The sequence below is a fragment of the Flavobacterium sp. AC274 genome (genome assembly GCF_979258275.1).
Window position 1 is genome coordinate 2,922,042 of sequence record NZ_OZ409852.1, and the last position, 24,863, is coordinate 2,946,904.

General features: G+C 33.0%; 22 protein-coding genes and 2 pseudogenes. 5 read left to right on the top strand and 19 right to left on the bottom strand.

The window, feature by feature from the left end:
* Positions 1 to 42 precede the first annotated feature (42 nt).
* From ACZZZT_RS13210 to ACZZZT_RS13245, 8 genes are all read right to left on the bottom strand, one after another.
* A complete protein-coding gene (locus ACZZZT_RS13210) occupies positions 43 to 405 on the bottom strand; it encodes a hypothetical protein (protein ID WP_463460715.1) in 363 nt (120 codons plus the stop codon).
* A gap of 281 nt (positions 406 to 686) precedes the next feature.
* Entirely contained in the window at positions 687 to 1,403 is a 717-nt protein-coding gene (locus ACZZZT_RS13215) for a patatin-like phospholipase family protein (RefSeq protein ID WP_463460716.1), read from the bottom strand.
* Positions 1,400 to 2,317: a nucleotidyltransferase domain-containing protein gene (locus ACZZZT_RS13220; protein WP_463460717.1), complete on the bottom strand. Its 918-nt coding sequence runs from the start codon at positions 2,315 to 2,317 to the stop codon at positions 1,400 to 1,402. The genes ACZZZT_RS13215 and ACZZZT_RS13220 overlap by 4 nt, the downstream gene beginning before the upstream one ends.
* A gap of 140 nt (positions 2,318 to 2,457) precedes the next feature.
* Positions 2,458 to 2,832, bottom strand: coding sequence for a mCpol domain-containing protein (locus ACZZZT_RS13225; protein WP_463460718.1), 375 nt, complete (start codon positions 2,830 to 2,832; stop codon positions 2,458 to 2,460).
* A 3-nt stretch (positions 2,833 to 2,835) separates the two neighbouring features.
* Complete coding sequence (locus ACZZZT_RS13230) at positions 2,836 to 3,447, bottom strand: Cap15 family cyclic dinucleotide receptor domain-containing protein (RefSeq protein WP_463460719.1); 612 nt, start codon at positions 3,445 to 3,447, stop codon at positions 2,836 to 2,838.
* Positions 3,448 to 4,504: 1,057 nt separating this feature from the next.
* Positions 4,505 to 5,590: an efflux RND transporter periplasmic adaptor subunit gene (locus tag ACZZZT_RS13235; protein WP_463460720.1), complete on the bottom strand. Its 1,086-nt coding sequence runs from the start codon at positions 5,588 to 5,590 to the stop codon at positions 4,505 to 4,507.
* Complete coding sequence (locus ACZZZT_RS13240) at positions 5,580 to 8,864, bottom strand: efflux RND transporter permease subunit (RefSeq protein WP_463460721.1); 3,285 nt, start codon at positions 8,862 to 8,864, stop codon at positions 5,580 to 5,582. The genes ACZZZT_RS13235 and ACZZZT_RS13240 overlap by 11 nt, the downstream gene beginning before the upstream one ends.
* A 10-nt stretch (positions 8,865 to 8,874) precedes the next feature.
* Positions 8,875 to 10,194 (bottom strand): TolC family protein, encoded by a 1,320-nt coding sequence (locus ACZZZT_RS13245; protein WP_463460722.1) that lies wholly within the window; start codon positions 10,192 to 10,194, stop codon positions 8,875 to 8,877.
* Positions 10,195 to 10,706: 512 nt separating this feature from the next.
* Between ACZZZT_RS13245 and ACZZZT_RS13250 the strand changes: the two genes are divergently transcribed.
* The 5 genes from ACZZZT_RS13250 (at position 10,707) to ACZZZT_RS13270 (ending at position 13,951) form a co-directional block, all read left to right on the top strand.
* Positions 10,707 to 11,465 carry a sensor histidine kinase gene (locus tag ACZZZT_RS13250; RefSeq protein WP_463460723.1) on the top strand — a complete coding sequence of 253 codons (759 nt, stop codon included), beginning with the start codon at positions 10,707 to 10,709 and terminating at the stop codon, positions 11,463 to 11,465.
* Positions 11,462 to 12,130, top strand: coding sequence for a LytR/AlgR family response regulator transcription factor (locus ACZZZT_RS13255; RefSeq protein ID WP_463460724.1), 669 nt, complete (start codon positions 11,462 to 11,464; stop codon positions 12,128 to 12,130). Before ACZZZT_RS13250 ends, ACZZZT_RS13255 begins: the two co-directional genes overlap by 4 nt.
* Before the next feature lie 117 nt (positions 12,131 to 12,247).
* Positions 12,248 to 12,721: a PepSY-like domain-containing protein gene (locus ACZZZT_RS13260; protein WP_042565599.1), complete on the top strand. Its 474-nt coding sequence runs from the start codon at positions 12,248 to 12,250 to the stop codon at positions 12,719 to 12,721.
* A 98-nt stretch (positions 12,722 to 12,819) separates the two neighbouring features.
* On the top strand, positions 12,820 to 13,260 hold the full coding sequence (locus ACZZZT_RS13265) for a hypothetical protein (RefSeq protein WP_042565598.1): 441 nt from the start codon (positions 12,820 to 12,822) through the stop codon (positions 13,258 to 13,260).
* 220 nt (positions 13,261 to 13,480) lie between these two features.
* Positions 13,481 to 13,951: a hypothetical protein gene (locus ACZZZT_RS13270; protein ID WP_463460725.1), complete on the top strand. Its 471-nt coding sequence runs from the start codon at positions 13,481 to 13,483 to the stop codon at positions 13,949 to 13,951.
* 78 nt (positions 13,952 to 14,029) lie between these two features.
* On the opposite strand, the gene ACZZZT_RS13275 is transcribed toward ACZZZT_RS13270, so the two are convergent.
* The 11 genes and pseudogenes from ACZZZT_RS13275 to ACZZZT_RS13325 form a co-directional block, all read right to left on the bottom strand.
* Positions 14,030 to 14,794, bottom strand: a complete 765-nt coding sequence (locus tag ACZZZT_RS13275) for an SDR family NAD(P)-dependent oxidoreductase (RefSeq protein WP_463460726.1) — start codon at positions 14,792 to 14,794, stop codon at positions 14,030 to 14,032.
* A 241-nt stretch (positions 14,795 to 15,035) separates the two neighbouring features.
* Positions 15,036 to 15,761 (bottom strand): SDR family oxidoreductase, encoded by a 726-nt coding sequence (locus ACZZZT_RS13280; protein ID WP_463460727.1) that lies wholly within the window; start codon positions 15,759 to 15,761, stop codon positions 15,036 to 15,038.
* Between the two features lie 389 nt (positions 15,762 to 16,150).
* The gene (locus tag ACZZZT_RS13285; RefSeq protein WP_073398043.1) at positions 16,151 to 17,074 is read right to left on the bottom strand and encodes a helix-turn-helix domain-containing protein; all 924 of its coding nucleotides are present in this window, start codon (positions 17,072 to 17,074) and stop codon (positions 16,151 to 16,153) included.
* Positions 17,075 to 17,491: 417 nt separating this feature from the next.
* Entirely contained in the window at positions 17,492 to 18,052 is a 561-nt protein-coding gene (locus ACZZZT_RS13290; protein WP_463460728.1) for a 2'-5' RNA ligase family protein, read from the bottom strand.
* 23 nt (positions 18,053 to 18,075) lie between these two features.
* Positions 18,076 to 19,486, bottom strand: a pseudogene (locus ACZZZT_RS13295) (alginate export family protein).
* A pseudogene (locus ACZZZT_RS13300) lies at positions 19,444 to 21,227 on the bottom strand (amidohydrolase). Before ACZZZT_RS13300 ends, ACZZZT_RS13295 begins: the two co-directional pseudogenes overlap by 43 nt.
* Before the next feature lie 235 nt (positions 21,228 to 21,462).
* On the bottom strand, positions 21,463 to 22,152 hold the full coding sequence (locus ACZZZT_RS13305) for a hydrolase (protein ID WP_042565590.1): 690 nt from the start codon (positions 22,150 to 22,152) through the stop codon (positions 21,463 to 21,465).
* Between the two features lie 228 nt (positions 22,153 to 22,380).
* Positions 22,381 to 22,695: a hypothetical protein gene (locus ACZZZT_RS13310; RefSeq protein ID WP_463460729.1), complete on the bottom strand. Its 315-nt coding sequence runs from the start codon at positions 22,693 to 22,695 to the stop codon at positions 22,381 to 22,383.
* A 1,065-nt stretch (positions 22,696 to 23,760) separates the two neighbouring features.
* On the bottom strand, positions 23,761 to 24,021 hold the full coding sequence (locus ACZZZT_RS13315; RefSeq protein ID WP_463462428.1) for a helix-turn-helix domain-containing protein: 261 nt from the start codon (positions 24,019 to 24,021) through the stop codon (positions 23,761 to 23,763).
* Positions 23,913 to 24,212 (bottom strand): hypothetical protein, encoded by a 300-nt coding sequence (locus ACZZZT_RS13320; protein ID WP_463460730.1) that lies wholly within the window; start codon positions 24,210 to 24,212, stop codon positions 23,913 to 23,915. Before ACZZZT_RS13320 ends, ACZZZT_RS13315 begins: the two co-directional genes overlap by 109 nt.
* Positions 24,203 to 24,790 (bottom strand): hypothetical protein, encoded by a 588-nt coding sequence (locus ACZZZT_RS13325; protein WP_463460731.1) that lies wholly within the window; start codon positions 24,788 to 24,790, stop codon positions 24,203 to 24,205. The genes ACZZZT_RS13320 and ACZZZT_RS13325 overlap by 10 nt, the downstream gene beginning before the upstream one ends.
* Positions 24,791 to 24,863 lie beyond the last annotated feature (73 nt).

Below are 24,863 nucleotides of genomic sequence, written 5' to 3' on the forward strand. Positions count from 1 at the left end.
GCAAGATCAATTTTGGTCTTGCATTTTTTTTAATTGCTAGTTTTATCCTTGCCAAACACTTATTCCTGAAACAATTCCATTATCAAATGTGACAACTAATGAACCTGTATTTATTCCTGTATGAGTGTAACCTAAAGAATATCTAAAAGCATTTTCTGTTGTAAAACCTTCGTCTGGTTTTCCTAGCAAAGTAATAATTTCACTTTTTGATGTTCTAATTAAATTATGATTGTTTCGCAAACTATTCATCATATCCCAACGTAATGAAAAATTATCTTCTAAAACTAAATCATTTGTTTTCCATTTTTTAGAATCGAACTTTTCACCGGATATTTTTCCACGTAGTCCAAAACCACAAATAATTACTGCGATTATAATTAGAATGATTAGATTTATTTTTTTCACGTTTGTTTAAATTATATTGCTGCTATTGTTTGCGTTCACGAGCGGGACGCTCGTGCTAGCTGGGGGATTAATTTACTCTAACCTTAGTAATTTTATTATTTCTTTTTCATATTTTGCATATGAAGAACGGCCTAATTGAATCATTTTTTTTAATTTTTCTAAGTCGTATTCAAACATATTTGTTCCGTGTTTTGGTTCTGGGAAAGAATCGCTGATTCTTAACAAATCCAAATTTGGAAATAATAATTTTGAAATAGTTGAATTACTATTTGTACTTGAATTTAGAACTCGTTCAAAAAAAGCAAACAATCCAATTTTTTTAAAATTTTTGAAAGTATTCCGTTAGAGTTTTCAATATAATTGCCAACACCAATATTCAAAATATGAAGCTTTTTTTCATCGTAATCAAGAGCTTTGTAAGCATCAATAATTGAATAAAGCGTCGGGTTGTTAGCAATAAAACCACCATCGACAACTTCAATTTTACCATGACTTTCGGTTTCGATTGACATTTTCTCGAAAAAAGGATAAGCAGCGCTTGAACAACGTACTGCAGTTTCAATAGTACAGCCAAATCCTGGCTTAAATGATTGCTTCATGCCGTGTGTCTGACCAAGATCAGTCTTAAATATTAAAGGCATTTGTGTTTCATAATTTAAAGCTACAATTCCTATATTTGTTTTGAATTTATTGAATTTTTTAGTGCCGAATATTTTTTTACCTTCTCTCTCTATAGCTTTACTTTTACCTGATTTAGTTCTACATTTCATTATTTTAGGAATAAGATCTAAATACAATTTTTCAATATCGTCAATTTTATAGCCTAAACCTATAAGTGCAGCAATTATAGAGCCTGTGCTAGTTCCATAAATTAAACCAAAGTGTTTATATAATGGAGAACCAAGTTTAAGTTCAAGTTCTTTAAGAACTCCAAGTGTATAAACTCCTTTTGAACCACCACCATCCAAAACTAAAATATTTAAATTTGATTTTTTCATTTATATTCATTCCAAAATTTAATCAATTGAGTTACAAAAGTTGTTGCATCTTCTATATTCCATTGCAAGTCACTTGTGCCAAATAATTTGTCTTGTTCGTTTTGAACGAGATAATTGATTATCATACCATTCTTTAAATCACGATCGAACTGATTTATTATTGATATAGCAATCTCATTATATCCATTTTTTCTAAAATTTATATTATCGGAATTGTAAATTAAGCATTCCAAGAAATATGATGGAGCAAGTTTCTTGTCAACGTAGCCGCGATTAACCATGGCTGCTTTCATATTTTTAAAAACTCTTACGGTTGGTTTAAAATTTCCAAATGTATTTTCTGATTGATTTTTAATACTCCCGTTTTTAAGATGAATCTTAGGATAGTTAATGATACTTCTATTTGGCATTTCATGTTCAGTACGAAAAATTATCCCTTCGATATATTTTTCAGTATATGGTAAATAAGAAATATATTTTCGATAAGGATTACAGACTATTACATCACAATCTAGTCTATTAGAATCCCCTTTAACTAAAATTGCTTTGTTGCCAATAACTACATTACTTTCCCCATAACATGATTTAAGTTGTTTAACAATTGAAGCTTTGAATGATTCTAAGCTATATTTTGCGTCAGAATAGTTAACATCAAATGCTTGTTTTTGTGATTCATCTAAAGCTGATAAATTTTTTGAAAAAATCGACCTAAATTCAACTACTAAATCAACGTCACTATTTCCATAAATATTTGTGTAATTTGGATAGGAACCTTGTAAGTAGGTTTCGTACCGTACATCACTTTTCCAACTTATTTTATTAATACAATTTACTACACTTTTATGTGTATTTGCTGAAGATTGTACAGCACCTTGGTGTGACCAAATTTCAAGTTGTCTCTCTGGTATTGCCATATGATTGCTTAAATTTTTGTTATCGCTACTTGGCGAGGTTTACAATTAAATTAAATTTTATTTTTCAATTAAATAATACTGCAAAAATGATAATTCCACTAAATTTGTAAATTGATGGAGATATATGTAAGGCACACTTTTTATACAGATATAATTTCATAACTTCCATTTTCCAAAGTTACAGCAATATTCTTATTGTATGACTTCGCATATCTTAAAGCAATATATGAATCATTTAAAGTATACCCCATTCCAATTGAAAATGTTAAATTTACATCAGTATTTCTAACATTTTTCAGTAAATCACTTAAATTAATGTTACTGCCTTTCGATATAATTCCATCTGCTCCGCTAAATATTATTTCTTGTTTTTCTGAGAGAAGATATGATGTAATATTTTTGATCGCATTTGCTACCATTAAATTTATTTCACTTAGTTTCTTTTCGTCATTATTTAAAAAACTTTGCTCTATTTTTAACCCTATATTATCGCCGTCTATATAAATAAATTTCATTTTTTATTTGTTTTTTGCTTCTAAAAATGATTTAGAATGTTTCTTAGATGTTTTTTTTAAATTAAGATTGCCTTTTGAATTATGATTGGTCCAAAAATCACCAAAAAACTCTTGACCATTTACATTAAAATGTAGCATTAACTCTGACGTTCCTTTTCTAAAGTTATCGTCGGTGGGATTAAATTGGTTTTGGGAATATAAGTAAATTAATTGATTTGAATCACTTTTTGAATCATATGTAAAGGCTTCTCCAAATGAGTAATTAATATAATTTGAAGTCATTGATTTGATGTCAATTCTTAAAAAAGATTGCCTAACTACCATTGCTATTTCTCCATTATACATTTGATTTGTGGTAAAGTCTGTAGAATTATAAGTTCCAAACCAAGTACCATTTATATTTTCTTGATATACAATATATTTTAATAAAGGCCATTTCCATCCAATACTAATATAAAAAACCCAAAATAAAACAATTCCGCTTATTAAGCTTGGTATTTTTATTAGGCCTTCTCTACTAAAAATATTAATACCTAATAAATTAAAGATAACAATTCCGATAATGGTTAAAATTACTGTAACTTTTAAAATTCTTTCCAATGTGCTTTTTTTCATTTATAAATATTATTGATTAAACTGTGTTTATTTGAAAATAATTATCGTAAAAGGACTCCAATTGCCCATGTTTATTGAAGTGTAGTGTTTTGAATCTCTAATGTTTTTTATTGTAGCCATTTTGTCATTAACTTTGTTTAAAATTAAATCCAAATATAAACTACTAATTAGTAGGCTTTTTACGGAAAACCTTTATTTGAAAAATAAATTTATTTCTATCAAAAATATCAATTTCCCAATCTAAACAACCACGTACTTTTACCTGATTTATCAAATAAAAAACAAATCCTAGCCCTGATAGAGGGAAAATCCTTTTTTGTCCGTCGCGGCGGATAAAAAAATTGGAATGATAGCAGGAAATAGCTCCAAAAAATTCTAAAACTTTTCATTTAATTAAAAGGTTTAAAATAACATAACCATAAAGCCTGTCATTTCGCGGAGCAAGAAATCCTCGCAACTAACTCCGCATGCAAAATCGCCAATCTCTGTCGAGTTACTTGCGAAGATTTCTCCTGCGTCGAAATGACAAAAATGGGGTTACTTTGCGTTTTAAGGGATTAATCCCGAAGCCTCGGGACCTTGCTATAAAATAAATCATTCCTTTGGAATTTTATAAAGAGTTCCAGAGGAACGGATCATATTGTAGGGATGGATTTTAATCCATTCTACGCATGCAAAATCGCCAATCTTTGTCGAGCTTTTAGTGTGATTTCTCCTCTGTCGAAATGACAAAAAAATGAGAATAAAAACTTTGCGCCCTTGTGACTTTGCGAGATTTTTAGGTTTCATAAGCCTTCTCCCGAAGCCTCGGGACGCTCAGGGTGACAATCGGGAATAGCAAGAAATGAAGGAAAAACTCAGCGAATCTTCCGCGCTACCTTTGCGAATCTCTGTGAAACAATAAAACAACAAAAACAAAAAAGGGCAGCACTCAATAAAAAGTACTGCCCTCAAGGCAAATAGATTTGCATATAAACCATTTCTGATTTAAAATGCCGCATTTAATAATTGCGTACAGTTTTTGGTAAACTACTAAACTAAGAAAGCTAAACGCAGGTTATTCGTTTATAATATCGCCTTCTTTAGTTTCTTCGCTGGCAATTTTCACCAACTTATCTTTACGGTCCAAATCACCAAATATTTCAATTTTATCGTCGATTTCTCTTCCTTTTTTCACTTCAACTCTTGTTGCTTTGTGGTTTAATACTTTGATTACATACAAACCTTCCGCAGAACTCACCAAAGCCGATTTTGGAATTACAAATGTGCTGTCTTTCGCGTTAAGCGGTAACAAAACTTCAGCTACCATTCCCGGTAAAAGATCTTTTTTGGTATTGATAACATCCATTTCAACACGCTCAGAACGTAATTTCAAATCTAAAGCTCCGGACATTCTTGTAATTTTAGCTTTAAAATTTTCAGGCAATGATTTTACGTTAAAAGTCATTTCGTCGCCAGCGTGTAAATATCCTGTGTAAAGTTCCGGAACCGAAACTGCTAAACGCAATTTATCCTGCTGCTGAATCGTCAATAAAGGCAAATCAGAACCTTTTCCGGCAGGGCCAACAAACGTTCCTAAATTCACGTTTCTTGCTGCTACAACGCCATCAAACGGAGCGCGGATTTCTAGATAACCTCTCATAATCGACACTTCTTTATGAGCTGCAATTGCCGCCTGATATTGTGCGTAATCAGAGTTTTTCTTTCCGCTTGCCATTTCCAGATCATTTTTAGAAATCGTTCCTTCCACTTTGCTGGTTTCGTACAAACGGTTGTAGGTACTTTTGCTTGTGGTGTAAATGGCTTCCATCGATTTCAGTCTTGATTCGGCTGCAGCCAATTGAGAACTAATTTCCGGCGCTTCCAAAACAATTAAAAGCTGTCCTTTTTTTACTTTAGTACCAATATCTACTTTTAGTAATTTTACGAAACTGCTCACTTTTGCGTATAAATCAACTTGTTGAAAACCGGTTAGTTCCGCTGGTAAACGCAATTCTGTCGTTAGTTTTTCTTTGTCTAAAAGAAACGTTTCTGTTTTAGGTTCGATTTCTGCCGTAACAGTTTCTTCTTTTTTAGAATTACAACTGTTAAGGAAAAATAGTGCTGCAAAAAACAGCGCGCTAAATTGTATTTTATTTTTCATTTTTCGATTTTAATGATGAGATATAATGGATGCTTTCTTCGTCTTCAGGATCTAAAGAAACAGATTGTGTTGTTGTTTTTTCTTGTGCCCATGCAAAGATAAGTGGCAGGATTAATAATACGGCAAATGTCGAAAATAATAACCCGCCAATTACGGCTCTACCTAATGGTGAAACCTGATCTCCTCCTTCGCCATGACCAATCGCCATAGGCAGCATTCCCGCAATCATCGCAACCGAAGTCATGATAATCGGACGAAGACGCAACGCAGCAGCTTCTCGTGCAGATTCTAAGGCGTTTCCATTTTTCTTGCGCAACTGTTCAGCATTTGTGACCAGTAAAACGGCATTGGCAATCGAAACCCCAACCGACATGATGATTCCCATATACGATTGTAAGTTTAACGTTGACCCCGTGATCGTTAGCATTAATAAAGCTCCTAAAACTACCGCCGGAACTGTAGTTAAAATAACCAATGAAACCTTGAACGATTGAAAATTAGCGGCTAACATTAAGAAGATTACAAAAATGGCAACCAATAATCCAACCTGTAAACTACTTAATGTTTCGCTCAATACTTTACTTAATCCAATTGGAGTTATGAACAAACCACGCGGCAATTCTCCTAATGAACTAATTGTTGCATCCACATCTTTTACTGCCGTACCTAAATCGGTCTGGCTAATGTTGGCTGTAACGGTAATGTATGGCATAGCCCCTAAATTGTCATTTTCACCGCTTACATAAGCCGGTGTAATTTTGGCAACGTCACTTAAAACCGGACGAAGCGAATTTTTTAATACCGGAATTTCTCCAATATCTGTTTTACTTTTCATTTTGTTCAAAGGCACTTGCACCTGAACATTGTATGACAATCCGGCTCTTTCGTCAACCCAGGTATTTTTTTCTGTATATCTTGATGATGAGGTCGAAGCAACTAATGATCGTGATATGTCGTTCATGTCAACACCTAGTTCGGCTGCACGGGTTCTGTCAATATCAATATTCATTGCAGGATAATGAATTGGCTGACCAATTTGTACGTCTCTGAAATAAGAGATTTTTTTCAGTTTCTCCACAATTTGATTGGCGTATAACTCATTTCGTTTTTTATCTTTTCCGGCAATACGAACTTCGATTGGAGTAGGAGATCCCTGGCTCAAAACCTTATCCGTCAATTCGATTGGCTCAAAAGAAAGTTTCACATCTGGTAAAACCTTTTTAATTCGCGCTCTAAAATCGTCTTTAAAGTCATCCATGTCCACGTGATATTCTTTTAAACTCACCTGGAAAACAGCTTCATGCGAACCTGCCATGAATAAATAAATCGGGTTAATCGAGAACAGCGACGGGTGCTGACCAACATATACAGATGAAATTCCGATATGTTCTTTGCCCACCATTTTTTGCAATTCTTTCAAAACAATAATTGCTTTTTCTTCCGTACGTTCCAAACGGGTTCCGTCGGGGGCACGCATTCTTAGCTGAAACTGACTTGAGTTTACTTTCGGGAAAACATCTTTTCCAATAAAAGTGATAAAAGTTACCGCAAGAAGTGTGGCGCAAACCAGATAAATTATACTTGTTGCTTTTTTATGAGGGAATAATCGATCTAAAGTTCTCATAAAACGAATTCTGAATCGCTCAAAAGCGCCAATTTTTCCGTTATTATCAGTATCGTCTCTTTCAACGTAGGCTTTTTTCTGTGTAATCAGATCTTTTTCAGATTCCGGCGTTAGACCGCAATCATTAAATTCTGCTTCATCATCTGTAATTTCAGGACCATGTTCGTGTTTTGCGTGACCTTTCATTAACCAGTTTGCCATTACGGGCACAAAAGTCTGAGAAAGTAAAAACGAAATAACCATTGAGAATCCAATTGCTAAAGCCAAAGGCAAGAACAACGCTCCCGGAATACCAACCATGGTAAATGCTGGTGCAAATACCGCTAAAATACAAAGAAGGATCAATAATTTTGGCAATGCAATTTCCTGACAGGCATCCCAAATGGCGAGTGCCTTGGGTTTACCCATATCGAGATGCTGGTGAATATTTTCGATTGTTACGGTACTTTCATCCACCAGAATACCAATCGCTAGTGCCAATCCACTTAAAGACATTAAGTTGATGGTTTGACCGAATAATTTTAGGAATAAAACTCCCGAAATAATCGAAATTGGAATCGTCAGAATTACGATCAATGCCGCACGTCTGTCGCCAAGGAAAAGTAAAACCATTAATCCGGTTAAAACCGCACCGATAATTCCCTCTGTAATTAAACTTTTAACCGAATTGATTACATAAACCGACTGGTCAAATTCGTATGATAATTGTACATCTTCAGGAAGTGTACTTTGTATTTTAGGCAATTCTGCTTTCAATTTCTGAACCACATCCCAGGTCGAAGCGTCTCCGGCTTTTGCAATACTAATGTAAACAGAACGTTTTCCGTTTACCAAAGCATAACCGGCCGTAATATCAGCACCATCTTTTACTGTGGCAACATCACCTAATTTTAAGTTTTGAACGCTTCCTTTAAACAACGGAATATTTTCAAAATCTTTAACTTCTTTAATCGTATTGTTTGTTGGCGTGATGTAGTTGATATCGCCCATTCTAACGTTTCCGGAAGGAGCCGTTTGGTTGTTGATACGAATCGCTTCTACGATTTGATCCGGCGTCATATTATGCGAACGCAATAAATCAGGATCTACGTTAACCTCAATTGTTCTTGGGCTTCCGCCGAAAGGTGCCGGAGAAAGTAAACCCGGAATTGAAGTAAAAGAAGCACGAACATAAACGTTGGCCAAATCCTGCAATTCATTATTCGATCTGATTTTACTGCTCAAAACCAATTGACCAATTGGCAATGACGAAGCATCAAAACGAATGATAAACGGAGGCTGGGTTCCGGGTGGAAATGCCGCCTGAATCCTGTTCGAAAGCGAACTTAATTCGGCTGCAGCCTGCGCCATATTTGTGTTTTCATAATAGGTTAATTTCATGATCATTAACCCCTGAATATTTTTGGTTTCAACCGATTTTACACCATTTGCAAAGGGTAAAATGTTGACGTAAGTTTTAGCAAAATAAGCTTCCATCTGGTCTGGCGTATAACCTCCAAACGGATGCGCGATATAGATAACCGGCAAGTTCATTTTTGGCAGAATATCTACCTTAATGTCCTGTATGGCACCAATTCCGAAGAAAAATAGACCCGCAACCAATACTAATATGGAGATGGGTTTGCGGAGTGCGAAACGTATTAAATTCATTAGGCTCTAATTAAAATTCATTTATAAATAAGTCGAAATTGCCCGTAGCGGCTATTTTTAGCAAATACGATTGCCATACATTATTATTGACGATATCACGATCGATTTCGGCACGGTTCAACGTGTACATAATCTGCGTTAAATCAGTCAAATCGGTCAAACCATTTTTGTATAAAGTCGATTTTTGCAAGTACGCTTTCTGGGCTGCATTTACCTGAATTGGCGCTTCGGCATAATTTTCCAGTGTAATTTTTATTTTATCATCTGCAAAGTTCAATTGCGATTTTAATTCTCTGTCAGCCTGATTGTATTCTTCCTGCAAAGCTTGCGAAACAAATTTCTGAGCGCTTACTTGTTTGCTCATTCTAAAAGGTGTTGTCAGGTTCCAGCTAATTCCAATTCCGACTAAATAATTCGAACGATCCGGATTTACACCATCCCAATAATTTCTTGTGTAAGCTGTTTGATCTGTTGCGTATGCAGAATCAAACCCTGAAGCTCTGGTTTGTAAAACACCAAAAGCGGTCATAGTTGGGTAATAAAATCGTTTGTATAATTTAAGCTGCTGATTGCTGTAATCAATTCTGGTTTTGTATAATTGCAATAAAGGATGAAGGCTATCAGTAGTTTTTTCTTCTACTAAAAGTGCTTTCGGAATATTGCTTACAAATAAAGTATCGGTAACAAAATCCTGTGGCGCAACGCCCATCAAATCAACAAGTTTATTGTTTTGTTCTTTTACGAAGTTTTTTGCCAGATTCAAAGCGATTTTAGCTTTTGAAACTTCGGCTGTAGCCAATGTAGAATCGACTCCGGCCAATAATCCGTTTTTAACACGTACAACGGCTGTTCTTTTGAAAACTTCGGCGCGATCTAAATTCTTTTGCTGCGAAATCAATAATCTTTGGCTTGCCAATAAATTTAAATAGGCAGCAGAAATTTTGATTTCCTGTTGAAACATTTCCTGTTTTAAGTCATTTTCTTTGGCTTTAAGATCAACTTTAGCCAAATTGATTTTTTCTTTTGCTTTTCCAAAAGTGAAAAAATCCCAGTTCATGTTCACTAAATACAAAGCTCCAAAAGCTGAGTTCCAGTTTTGTTCAGGAAGTGGTAATCCTGACGAAGCAACGCCAAGACCTCCAAAACCATACAAAGGTCCGTTTTGTCCATTTACAGTTCCATAATCTTGCTGGGCAGACAAGTTTAGATTAGGTAAATAATCGCGGCGAGATTGTTTGAGTGTTTCTCGCGAAGCGTTTGTGTAATTGGTTTTTGCTTTTATCGAACCGTAATTTTCAAGACCCGTTTTAATGGCATCTTTTAAAGACAAGTTTTGTGAGTAACCGATTGATGCAAAAATCAAGAAAAATAATAAGGTAATTTTTTTGAAATACATAAAAGTTCGTGGTATCAAATTATAGAACAAAATTATTTGTCTTGCGCTGATAAATGTCATCTTAAATGATGTACTGCACTAAAAAATGACAAATTCAATTCGTCATTTTTTGGAAAAAGAAATTAAATATTTGTCCGTACTTTGTAAACTATTTAAGTATTAAAAATGAATAAAAAATTTGATAACATATTGGACAACAAATGGTGGCAGGAAATTGCCGTTGTTGCCTTTTCATTTACAATCTATACGTTAAAAAATGACTGGATGTTATTTAGTTCTTTTACTTCCATATCTATGGGCATTTTTTTTACTTCATTTTGTATATGCATGCCCAGTTTAACCGATTTTTCCTCCTGCCAATCTTATTCAAAACCCGCCGTCCGGTAACTTATATACTATTAACATTATTTGGAGTTTTCGTTTTTTCAATCGTTTTATATGAAATTATGATGCTCGAGATGTTTAGTAATTGCCGTTTGTATCAAAACTCGCATCAGCGAAGTTATGTTTATCAATTGGCAAGTGTATTGGGAACTTTGGTTTGTATTTTGAGTCCGATTATTGTGTTTAAATTCTACAGAATCCACAGAAAACAAACCGATGAAGCTTTACTGTTTAATGAAATGCAGTTGAATTCCTTGAAAGGACAATTGAATCCTCATTTTTTATTCAATACCTTTAATACGCTTTACGGAATTAGTTTGGAATTCCCCGAAAGAACTCCGGATTTGATCATGAAAGTCTCGCAATTGATGCGTTATCAACTTGAAAGTAACAGTAAAAAATGTGTATCTCTTGAAGATGAACTGGAATTTATAAACAGTTATGTACAGCTTGAAAAAGAAAGAGTTGGATATCGTTGTGATATTACATACGATTGTAAAATTGATAATGAAAACGCCTATAAGGTTTCGCCAATGTTATTAATCGCTTTTATCGAAAATGCCTTTAAACACGGAACCTGCGCCATCGAAAAATGTTTTGTACGAATCATTGTTACAGTCGAAAATGGTTTGCTGCATTTGCACGTTGTAAATTCAATTCCGGATAAAAAAACCGATGTAGTTTCGACTAAAATTGGATTAAAAAATACCATCGAACGTTTGAATTTGATTTATGGAAAAGACTATAAATTGAATATTCAGGACAATAAAAATACCTATATCGTAGATTTGAAATTGCAACTGAAAAAGTTTGTAGAATGAAAGAGCCAAAAAAATGTATAATTGTTGATGATGAGCCGGCTGCGCATTACGTTCTGGCGAATTATATCAAGCAAAATCCGCAATTAGAATTGGTTTTTCAGGGTTATAACGGCATTGAAGCAATGGATTATCTTCGTGAAAATAAAGTTGATTTGATGTTTTTGGACATAAATATGCCGGAAATTTCAGGAATGGAATTGCTAAAGATTATTCCAACGCACCCTAAAACTATTTTAACAACAGCGTATTCTGAATTTGCTTTGGAAAGTTATGATTATGGCGTGATCGATTATTTATTGAAACCGATTTATTTTCCAAGATTTTTAAAAGCCGTTGATCGTTTCTTCGGAACAGAAAATATAAAAGCAAAAGAAGACGAAGTAATTGTTAATTCAGTTAGCGTAAAAGTAGACGGTTATTTTGTTGATATTGAATTAGATCAGCTTTTGTTTGCACAGAGTTTTGGAAATTATGTGAAACTGCATACCACTAAACGAACATATTTGGCGTCTATCACAACAAGTGAATTCGAAAAATGCCTTCCGGAGAAAAATTTCATGCGCATTCATAAATCATATATTGTTGCGCTTGATAAAATTGATGAAACTGAGAAGGATTTTGTTATTATCAGAAAAAGAAAAATTGCCAATTGGTATTACATATAAAAGAGAATTATCAGATCGGCTGAAGAAATAAAAGTTTCCAGATTTCATTTTAAATTCATTTAAAAGTAGTAGTTTTAGTACGTAATTTAAAGGTTGTTTAATTAAAGTATTGGAATCATGAAAAACATAATTTTTGCTTTCGCATGTTTTTGCAGCAGTTTTTTGATGGCACAAAATGGAATTATGCCCACGGGAGAAATTACTCCACCTGAAAAAGTAAGGTTTAATTTTGAAAAACAATATCCCAATAAAGTGCCGGTTTGGTCAATAGAATATGTTGGCGATGATAATGATGAAATTAGATACGAAGCTAAATTTAATGCCGATAAAAACACGAAGGCACTCGCAGTTTATGATAATTTAGGATATTTAAAAGCTTATGAATTGCAGATTCCGTACAGTCAGCTGCCACAGAAAGCACAGTCTTACCTAAAGAAAAATTATCCTGCAAAAGCTATTCATGAAATTGCAGTTGTGGTTGACGATAAAAACAAAACAACATATGAGGTAGGTGTTGAAAATAACTCAAAATTTTATGATGTTATCTTCGATAAAAATGGTGGTTTTGATGTTAGTATTCAAAAAGATTAAAAATTTATAAAAATCTGAAAAGTTAATTTTTGTAAGAATTATACTTCATGTTATAAAAAGATGTAATTTTATTGCCAGAATAAAATCAATTTATAAACATGAAAAATTTTTACTTGGCCGCAGCTTTTTTAATTAGTAGTTTGGTAATGGGGCAAAAAAATGGTGTTTTACCACCTGCTAATGTAAAAATGGCATTTGAGAAACAATATCCAAACAAAGCGGCACTTTGGTCGATAGAACAGGGTGATCAGAAAGATGATATAAAATTTGAAGCAAAATTTAAGGAAACAGCGACAACTAAAGCATACGCCGTTTATGATGGCAAAGGAGTTTTTAAGGCTTACAAAACACAAATTCAGATAGATCAATTGCCTTTTAAAGCACAACTTTATCTTAAAAAAGAATATCCGGCTAAGCCTGCGAGGCAAATTTTACTTGTCATTGATGCTCAAAATAAAACAACATATAAAGTCGAAGGAAAGAATAATATCAAATTTTATGATGTTATTTTTAATAAAGAAGGAGAAGTTCAGATGTAAATCTAACATAAATTAAAGGTTGCTTACTAATTCAATTATATTGAAAAGACAAACCCGACAGATTTTTAAAATCCGTTGGGTTTTGTTTTATAAAAATATATGGAAGTCAATATCTGAAAATCAGTCAACAGATAAAATGTAAAAACTTATTTCCTTTTCATTAGGATAGTATTAGTTTTAATTATTTAATTTGTAGTCTTTAACCTATAATATGTATTAAATGAGAAACATTCTACTATTCGTGACTTTTTTATATTGTAATTTTTTAATAGCACAAGATGCTATTATAGTACCGCCGGAAAATGTAACGAAATCTTTTGAAAGTCAATATCCGAAAAAAACTGTTGTTTGGTCTATTGAGTATGGTAAAGATGAGGATGTTTATTTTGAGGGAGAGTTTACTGATGACAAAAAAAGTAAGGCAATTGTGCTTTATGATAGCAATGGAGTTTTCAAATCCTTAAAAACACAAACTGCAATTGTCAAATTGCCTTTAAAATCTCAAAATTATTTGAAGAAAAATTATCCGGATAAGGGAAAAGTCAAGTCTGTTGGTAAGATTTTTTATATGATTGATGATAAAAATAATGAAACGTACGTTGCAGTAGCAAAAAAAGATAAAAAACTGTACAATATTATCTTCGATAAAAATGGAGAATATCTTAAAAGAATAGAGATACACTTTCTGTAGAAATCAATTTGATTTTTAATAGCAAACCCGACAAGTTTTAAAACTTGCCGGGCTTAACCGATCGTGGACTTAGTTAAATTATAACATCATTCCGCCAGAAACTTCAATGCGCTGTGCATTTATCCAGCGTGCTTCTTCGCTACATAAAAAAGCAACGACTCCGCCAATATCTTCTGGTAAGCCAACTCTTCCTAACGCAGTAACTGAAGCAATTTGTTGGTTCATTTGTTCGTTATCACGAACAACTCCACCACCAAAATCAGTTTCAATAGCGCCCGGAGCCACAACATTGGCTCTTATTTTTCTTGTACCTAATTCTTTTGCCTGATATTTTGTTAAAGTTTCAATTGCACCTTTCATAGAAGCATAAGCCGCGTAACCAGGAAATGAAAATCTTGCCAAACCGGTTGAAATATTTACGATTCCACCTCCATCATTCATTACGTTAAGTGCTTTTTGAGTAAGGAAGAATGGTCCTTTAAATTGAATATTAGTTAATTGATCAAATTCTGCTTCAGTTGTTCCAACGAAAGAATTATGAATTCCTATTCCGGCGTTGTTTACAAGAAAATCAAATTTATCAGTTTTAAAAATGTTTTTTAAAGTTACTGAAATATTTTCGAAAAAAGAATCAAAAGTTCCTGAATCGGCAACATTTAATTGAAGTGCCGCTGCATTTTGTCCGAAACTTTCGATTTCTTTTACAACTGCGTCAGCTTCTTCTTTTTTGCTGTTGTATGTAATGATTACATCGATTCCTTTTTTAGCAATTGCAATTGCCATATTTTTTCCTAAACCTCTGCTTCCGCCTGTTACTAAAGCGATTTTTGTATTTACTGCCATTTTGATAATGAATTAAAAATTAAGAATTAAAAATCTGCTGATCTGCTAAATCTGCGTGAAAAAAAATTAAACACATAGAAGCATAGATTTTATTTTGTTAAAAAGATTGTAAAAAGAAACTAGTTTCTAACACATAGTTTTAGCTAATCTATCTTTCTATGTTTGTTTTAATAAAATGAAATGCCTTTTTTTAGCGTTTACAATGTCTATGTTTCTATGTGTTTGAGTATTTGCGTTTTTATTAATTTGAATGCAATGCTTCAAAATGTGCTTTTAATTCCGGGACACTTGCGTTTAATCTTGTTTCGCTGGTTCCGAAAGTCAATTCGTTTTTACCTTGCTTTAATTGATCAAAAATAGAAACAATGAAATCAGCTACACTTGGATGTGCGTTGTGTAAACCAATTCCGCCAAGATCTGTATTTAATGCAGGCGGAATAATTTCGATTACTTCAATGTTTTTTGCTTTCAATAAATGACGAAGCGATAGGGTAAACGAACGGAAAAATGCTTTGGTTGCTGAATAGACCGGAACTTTTGCAAATGGTGAAAATGCCAATCCCGAAGTTACGTTCATAACTGTTGAAAGTGATTTTAAGTTGATGAAAAGCGATGTTAAATGTAAGGGAGCTTCTATATTAGTAGCAAGTTCATTTTTTGCGCTTTCGAAGAAATTTGCGTCATCAACAGAAATCCAATTTTGAATACCTGCATTATTTACCAAAACATTCAAATCGCTGTGGTTTTCAGAAATCCATTCGTAAAGCTCAATTCGTTCTTTTTCGCTGGATAAATCACAAACCTTTGTAATTACGGTTGGAAATTTTGCTTTTACTTCATTTAAAACTGATTCTCTTCTTCCGCAAATAATTACGGTGTTATTTTCTTCAATAAATCTTTGTGTCAATCCAAGTCCGATGCCGCTTGCGCCACCGGTTATTAAAATTTTGTTGTTTGATAATTCCATTTTTTCTGATCTTTAAATTAATAAGACAAAGGTAGGAGTGAAGTAGAAATGGGGAGTTGTAAATATCAAACCGATGTTTGCGAAATTCAAATCAGAGGAAAATTAAATTCCAATTTTAAAAATCAGGTTTAGTCATTGCGAGATACGAAGCAATCTTACTCATATATCAACTAAAGTTTACAAGCGTGTAATTGAACGCGGATGACGCGGGTTCGCTTTGCGAAGACACGGATTATCGCGGATTTTTTCTCAATTTGTGTCTTCCTGAGCGAAGTCGAAGGATCTCATGCTGAATCTATACAGTGTGTGCCCTTTGACTTCGCTCAGGAGGAGATGCGTTGTGATAACGATTTGACAACAATCTAAAATCTAAAATCAAAAATCTAAAATTAGGTGCGAAAAGCCAGAGGCGTAATGGTTGTTTGCTTTTTAAAGAAGTTAGAAAAATGTGCCAGTTCTTCAAAACCAAGTGAATACGCAATTTCAGAAATATTCCAATCCGTTTGTTTTAAAAGAATTTTGGCTTCGTTTGTTAATCGGTTACTGATTAATTCTGTGGTTGTTTTTCCTGTATTTTCTTTTAAAACCTTGTTTAAATGGTTGACATGAACGGATAATCTTTCTGCAAAATCTTTTGCTGTTCGTAGTTCTAATCGCTGATGCGGAGATTCTATAGGGAATTGTCTTTCAAGTAATTCTGCAAATAATGAGGAAACTCTCGCTGCTGAATTATGTTTAGAATAAAGTGCTGTTATGGGTTGTAATTTTTGCCCGAAGTGAATTAATTCAGCAACATAATTTCGAATTAGATCGTATTTATAAACATAATCAGAATTGATTTCTTTTTGTATTTTATTGAAAATCAATTCAACTTCTAAAACTTCTTCATCTGTAAGCTGAAAAACAGGATATCCGTCTGAAGCAAAAATTGGAAGTTCATCGAGATCAATTCCGCTTTTATTTTTCGAAAGAAATTCACTGGTAAAAACACAAAATTGCCCAGCCTGATTGGTATCCTGCGGAACATAATTATACGGGATTTTTGGTGTAGCAAATAATAATCCCTGTTTTTCGATTTCGATTATTTTATCAGCATATTCAGATCTGTTTTTGCCTCGAATCAAACTTATTTTATAATAAGCCCTTCTGTCATAAGGCATAAACGATTTTCCCTGCATTCTTTCCAAAAGTTCTTTGATGTCGAAAATATTAAAATGACCGATTTCTTTTTTTATGTCATTGGGTAATAAAGAATTTGGTTCAACGGTTGAACCTTCGGTAATATCCTGATAAAATGAATCCAGAGTTTTCATAAGGGTGAATTGTAAAATTCAAATATACGAAAAATATTTGCAGGATGGGTTTTTGCCACGAAGGCACTAAGGCACAAAGTTTATTTTGTTGGGATTTTGATTTTTGTAATTATAAAGAAAGAAAAATAAACAGAAGATTTAAGGTTTTATAGCTATTTTGATATAGCCCACGGTTTCAACCGTGGGAAACGTATTATTGAAACGTATTATTGAAACGTATTATTGAAACGTATTATTGAAACGTATTATTGAAACGTATTATTGAAACGTATTATTGAAACGTATTATTGAAACGTATTGTAAAAATGTATTGTGAAAATGTATTGTGAATGTATTGTGCTCCAACGGTTGAAACCGTTGGCTATGTTTATATATTGTGTTTTTTAATTTTTGTGTCTTGGTCTCTTCGTGGCAAACTCAAAACAAACTTCCCTGAATTAATTCTGGTTGTGAATTGCCATTAAAAGAAAAGGTATCAATAACAAAAAACTGTTTTTTTATAGGATCAAATTCTCGTAAAACAATTTCACAGCACAAAAAATCAATATTAATTGTGGTAAAAAGCTGTGAAGCAATTTTAAGATTTTCGGGAATTAATTTTCTGCCAATAGACATATGTGGATCGTCGCTTTTTTTGAGTTTTAAAGGTTTTAAAGCTTCCTGAGTTTTTTTCATGATCGGCTTTAGATGATTGGCTGAATGTTCATTTGGTGCGATGAAAAAGGCACCATTTACATAAGATCCAAAATGATCTAAATTTACCTGAAAAGGTGTAAACGTATCGCAAATCTTAAAAAGTTTTTGTTTGTATTTTTCGATTTGAGATTCATCAATACTGAATTCACAAATTGTAATATGAGCCACAGAATTACAGCTGTTGTACCAATCTATTTTGCTTTTTAAATAATCCTTCATTGTTTTGACAGCATCAATTACTTCTTGGGAAGGATAAATGGCAACCGAATATTTCTTTTCCATTTTGTGATTTGGTTTACACAAATTTAGAATTTAAATTGAGCCGTCAAAGCTGCATAAAAATAATCTTTTCCTGTACCAACTTCTTTTAAGAATGAACCTGCATTAAACCAACCGCTTTCTAATGTAAAAGACAGAAAATCATTGGCAGTATAATCTAAATTGGAGATGAATTGTGAGCCTATAAAACGTTCTGTAGTATCTTTTCCTGAATATAATAATTGCATATTTGGCGCATATAAACCATCACTTATAGTTTGTCTCCAGAAAATATCACAATCAAATCCAAGACCTAATTTTTCAGTTAAAGTAAAATCAATCGAAGGATGGATATCAATTAAATTTGACGGGCCAATTAGGGCAACTAATCCAAAATAAGCACCTCTCGGGTATAAGGGATTAAAGGTTTGTAAATGATTATCATCTGAATTTTTATCTCCGGAAATAATTTCTGTTTTTAGTCCAATTTCGGGATTAAATTTTACTTCTGAAAAAGTATAACAAGCAAAAGAGGAAAGTGTCCAGGCCGAGATTGTTTTTTGATTTAGGTTTCCGAATTGGTATAATCCTTCAAAATCATATTTCCAGTTTCCTTTGTTTTTCCAGATTCTTGTTCCGATAGACTGACGATTTTCTTCGCCAATGGCATCGTCAAAAACGGCTCTTTTTTTCCATAATCCTAAATAATAAAAATCGATATTCTGGATAAAAGGCACTTTATGAATTACTGTATAGCTTCCCCAGAATTGGGCATTTTCATTAAATCCATCGTTAAAAGTTCCCTGTTTATTGGCAATAGGATGCGTATAAAAGGCATCTGTTTGCCAATTGTTTTTTGTAAAATAATTTGACAGCATCAAAAGCAAGACGACTGTTTGGACCTTCGCGAACTGCTATTAAACGCTGCGAACCATACGACATTTCCTGTCTCCCGGAACGCAATGTAAAACGTTCGTTTTCATTTTTAATAAAATCAATGTCCAGAAATGCCTGGTGAAAGTCCAATTCATTTTCATCAACCGGACTTGGATCAGTTTTGCTGTTGGCTAGACTGCTTTGTAATTCAACAAATGTTCTGAAAATTCCCAAATGAATATCAGCATGAAGGAGATAACGAGAAAGTAAATAACCGTCGCCTTCATCAGAGTCATCGCCCCATTTATCATTTATAGTATAAGTATATTGCAATCTTGCTTCACCGCCAATAGTGGCATAATAGTTACTGTTCTGGCTTAGTGGGATATATTTGATTTTTTCGTACCAATTTCTGGTAGAATCCTTTAAATAAGTCAAATCATCGTCATATCGCAGCTTTTGAAAAACTGGTCTTTGCTGTGCATTTGCAGAAAAAAGATTCCCAAAAGCAACAATAATCGGAATATAGTCTTCATAATTTAATTTTTTTGATAACCTCCAAAATAGTTTACCGGGCTCCAATCCGGAATTGCTTTTGGAGTTGGTTGTGCAAATGTTCTAAAGTCATTATCGGCATACACCACTTTTCCGTTTACAACAGTAAGTTCTGATTCGATGTTTAATATTTTTTCTTCCGGCGTGTTGAAATAATCGTCAGAAAGAATGGCAAAATCGGCTAGTTTATTTGCTGTAAGCATTCCGCGGTCTTTTTCTAAATTAATTAATTGCGCACTTCCGTAAGTAAATAATTTAAGAGCAGCAGTTCTGTCCTGAATATTTTCGTCGTTCATATATTTTAAACCGCCTAGAGTTTTTCCGGTTGTTAACCAATACAAACCTACCCACGGATTGTAGCTGGCAACACGAGTTCCGTCGGTTCCCATTCCAACTTTGATTCCCATTTCAAGAATCTTTTTCAGCGGAACGGTGTTTGCAGCAGCCGTTTTTCCATATCTTTTAATAAAACTTTCACCCTGATAAGCCATTCTGTGCTGAATTGCCAAACCTCCGTTTAAAGCTTTAATACGTTTTAAATTTTCCAGAGAAACGGTTTCTCCGTGATCGAAAAACCATAAAAGTCCGTTTAGCGGCGTTTCTTTATCAATTTCTTCAATAACGTTTAAGAAACGTGTAATGCTTTCATTATAAGTTGCATGAATTCTAAATGGCCATCTGTTTTTAACCAAAAGAGAAAGAACTGATTTTAGTTGACCTTCCATTGCAGGGCTTAATTCCGGTCTTGGTTTGTCAAAGTTTTCAAAATCTCCGGCACTCATTACAAGGTTTTCTCCGGCTCCCTGAGCGTGATATTCTACTTTATCTGTATCGTGATCGTCGCAGCCTTCGCCAATTTCAACTGTGCTTACCCATTTTGTATAATCGTTAAGTTCGCTTCCTGCTTTTTGGGCAAATAAATAATAAGGCATTCTAATGGTAAGATCACTGTCTTTGCATAATCCGTTTGTTACGCCATAATCGTCAGGGAAGTTTTGAAACCCGCCGCCTGCATCAATAATTGCCGTTACGCCAAGACGATTCATTTCGGTCATGAATTGTTTTGTTGAGTTTATTTTTTCTTCCGGAGATAATTCAGGAAGTTTTGAAAGTGTCGAGTATAAAATGAATGCGTTTGGTTCTGCAACTAATAATCCGGTTGGGTTTCCAGAGGCATCTTTCTCTACAAGTCCGCCATTTGGGTTTGGTGTATTTGCATCTATTTTTAAAGCTGTTAATCCGGCTTTATTAAGATAAGCGTGCCCATACAAATGAAGAACAAAAGTTGGAACATCACCTGTTGCCTCGTTTATTTCTTCAAGAGTTGGTAGTCTTTTTCTTCAAATTGATAAGCATTCCACCCGCCAACAACGCGAACCCATTGTCCTTTTGGAGTTCTTTGTGCCTGTTCTTTCAACATTGCCAAAGCTCTTTTTAATGATCGAACGCCATCCCAGCGCAATTCGGTATTAAAGAATCTTCCACCACGAATAATATGCATATGAGAATCAAATATTCCGGGAATAATTACTTTTCCTTTTGCATCGATTACAGTGGTTTTTTTGTCTTTTAATTTTAAAATTTCACTGTTTTTTCCTGTTTTCAAAATTTTACCATCGGCTACAGCCATAGCTTCAACAATTGTGTTTTTATCATCCAAAGTATGAATAACGGCATGATGAACGATGAGTGTGGCTTTTTTGCCTTGAGCGAAAATAGGCAGCGAAATGATTAGTAAAAAGGCTAATATTTTGATATTCAGTTTCATAATAATGGTTTTTATTGGGTTTTGGGTAAAAAAAAGGCTGTGACTTAACACAGCCTTTCTTAGGTAGATTTTAATTAAAAATTTAGAATTAAAAATTAAAAATGTTTAGTGTAATGGTTTTCTGTGGCGTTTTAAAATTTAAAAATCTATATTCTATATGTTTAAATTTTTTCACGGAGATTCGCAGATTTAGAGATTTTTAATTTTTAATTCCCAATTTTTAATTAAAAAAGAATTAATGTTTTAGCATTTCGTGAGCGTATTGTACACCAACACCGTATGCACCACCGTATTTTTTAACAAGATCTGTAACGGCTACATAAGTTCCCTGACGCGCCCAGTCACGTTGTAATTCTAATAAATATTGTAATGAAGTTATTGGATGAGCACCTGCCTGAACCATACGTGTTACAGCCATTTCGTGAGCTTCTTTAGAAACATCCCCACTTGCATCTGTAATAACATACACATCATAACCTTCGTTTATTGCTGATAATGTTGGTCCTACGATACAAACACTTGTCCATAATCCTCCAAAAACGATTTTCTTTTTTCCTTTTTCCGTAATTGCTTTGTGAGCAGGAACATCTTCCCAGGTATTCATTGAAGTACGATCGATGTAGTTTGAAGTTTTTTGTGGATAAAATTCTTCAATTTCTTTAAAAACAGGTCCGCTGAATGATTTTTCGGCCACAGTTGTAACAATTGTTGGAACTTTGAAGATTTTTGAAGCACCTGCAACTAAAGCTGTGTTATTTCTAAGCTGATCGATTGGAATGTTGCTTACGGCAAATGCCATTTGGCTTTCATAATCAATAAGTACCAATGTATGGTTTGTTGGATCTAATAATGCCGGACTTGGTTTTTGTGCGAAACCTATAAAAGTTACAAATAATAAAGCTGCTGTTAAGATTAATTTTTTCATGATAATTAAATTTTGTTGTTGATAAATGGTTTTTTAAAAAATATTTTGCATTTGATTTTCAACGTCTTACATTCAAATGGAATGCCTTATTTCTAAAACGTTGATTTTAAAAGGTTTTTCAAAAAAGGCAATAAAGATTTTAACGATATATCGTCAATTTAACATTGGATATTCGTGAATACGATATTTAAAGCTTTTAGTGAATTTTGAAAAGGAAATTTTTGGTACCTAAATTTTTCCTTTAAGATATAATCGGTGTTGTATTTCGGATTTTAATAAGCCGCTTCCACCACCAAAATGTTCAATTACTTCTACTTCTGGCTGATGTTTTAAACAAAAAGAAGTAAACTCTTTTTCGATATGATCTTCGATTCCGGAACTCAACAGAACAATATCGATTTTGTTGTTTAGAAAATATTTTTGAGCAATTTCTTCATCGTTGAAACTTACTCCATTCCAATTCTCATTTGCGTTTACAAGTCGAAGTAAAATTGGTAAGATTTCTTCGTTTTTTCCGAGTATTAAAAATTCTAATATTTTCATGATTCAGTAATTTATTTTACAAATGTAGCAGTTAAAAAGAAGGTGATAACTTAATCTAGAACAAGAACTTAAATTTTTATTTTAATTGTTTTTTTTTAGAATTAAGATTATCAATTTTTCTAAGAACTACAAATTTATTTGACAAATGTAGCAGTTAAAAAGAAGGTGATAACTTAACCTAGGACAAGAACTAAAATTTTGTTTTTAATTTCTTTCTAAGAATTAAGAATCATCAATTTTTCTAAGAACTACTAATTTATTTGACAAATGTAGCAGTTAAAAAGAAGGTGATAACTTAACCTAGGACAAGAACTAATTTTTTGTTTTTAATTGTCTTTTTTAAGAATTAAGAATCATCAATTTTTCTAAGAACTACTAATTTATTTGACAAATGTAGCAGTTAAAAAGAGTGTGATAACTTAACCTAGAACAAGAACTAATTTTTTGTTTTAATTGTTTTTTTTAAGAATTAAGAATCATCAATTTTTCTAAGAACTACTAATTTATTTGACAAATGTAGTTGTTAAAAAGAGGGTGATAACTTAACCTAGAACAAGAACTAAAATTTTGTTTTAATTGTCTTTTTTAAAAATTAAGAATCATCAATTTTTCTAAGAACTACTAATTTATTTTACAAATGTATAAATGAAAGAGATCTTGATGACTTAATCCAGGACAAGAAAAAAATCTAAAATTTTTAATTGCTGATTTCTTAAGAATGAAAAATGTAGAATATTAATAAAGAAGACCTTAGCATCTTAGAGCCTTAGCCACTTAGTAACTTCTTTCTAAAATAATGTTAGAATGAGGAAAGCCGTAAGCTATTTTAAAAAGTAGCTTGTAGTTTTGCGCCGTGAAAGTAAGGATAAGTGAGTTTTTGACTTGTACATATCTCTTACTTTTAAATTACAGGTTTTTTGGAAAAAACAAGTTTAGTTAAAACAAAATTTGACAAATCATTGATCGTGGTCGTTGTATCAATTTGAAAATAAATACAATACTGTCTAATTTTTATAGGGTTTTTAGATTGGCTACACGTTAGCTAATTTGAAAACCCTTTTTTATTTAGCCTAATAAAAGAATTCCGGTAATCCAGAAGTTGATAATATCCCAGTTAATTTTGATTTTTTGCGGAGAAAAGCCATAAAAACTTTTAAAAGCAGCCGAAAAATGTGAAACATCCTTATAGCCGCATTTATAGGCAACTTCGCTTACTGTCAATCCCTTACTTTTAAATAATTCCTTTGCATTTTCCATTCTGAGTTTGATAATATAACTCTTGACAGTAGTTCCAAAACAAGCTTTAAAACCTTTTTTAGTTTGAATTCGTTTAGCGAAATCATTCTGGATAGTTCAGTAAGAGTAGGGGCATGGGCGCAATCTTTTTCAATAATTTGTTTGGCTTCCTGTAATTTAGAGTATTCTTCTTCATTTACAATTTCGCTAACTGCCGGCCGGTCAATAATCGCTTCAAGCTGATGAATAAGCAATTCTTTAATCTTGGCTTCTATATACATTTTTTTAGGGCTCCCTGACGTGTACAGCTTTTAATTTCGTATATAATCCATTGAATGGCTGGAGTAAACGGAATATATTTTGAAGTTAAATAAGTGGCTTTTTTAAGAAGAATGTTTTTTGAAAATTTTTTGTGCAGTTCCCAATCTTCATTTATAATATTATAATAGAAGTCTTTTGTCAAAATAATGCATAAATAATTCGTTTGTTCGAAGGCGGGAATTTTAAAAGTGCCTTTAAATTTTGTGGTGTAGAAAATATTGTGTGTGTTATCTTTAAGATATTTTTCATTTTCCAGCTGCTCAATATCGGTTTCAATGTTATTGCAATTGATAAAATCCATTACGATACACTCTTCACTAATTTCAAATACTTCTGTTTGTGGTTTCTCAAAATACATCTGAGTATCAATTAAAACCATTCCGTCTGTCGCTAAAATGGTACTTTTTATATTTTCTAAATCTCCGTTTTCTATATGAATATTTTCTTCAGATAAATGACTTTTTGGGTCGTAATGATCTTTTATTTCAATTTTTATAATTGGTTTTTCGTAGGCTGATAATGTCGATTTGATTTTCAAAATATAATCCGTTTTTACAAAATAATAATCCGTTTTTCCCTAACTTTTTTGGAGCAGTTGAGAGTACTTTTGT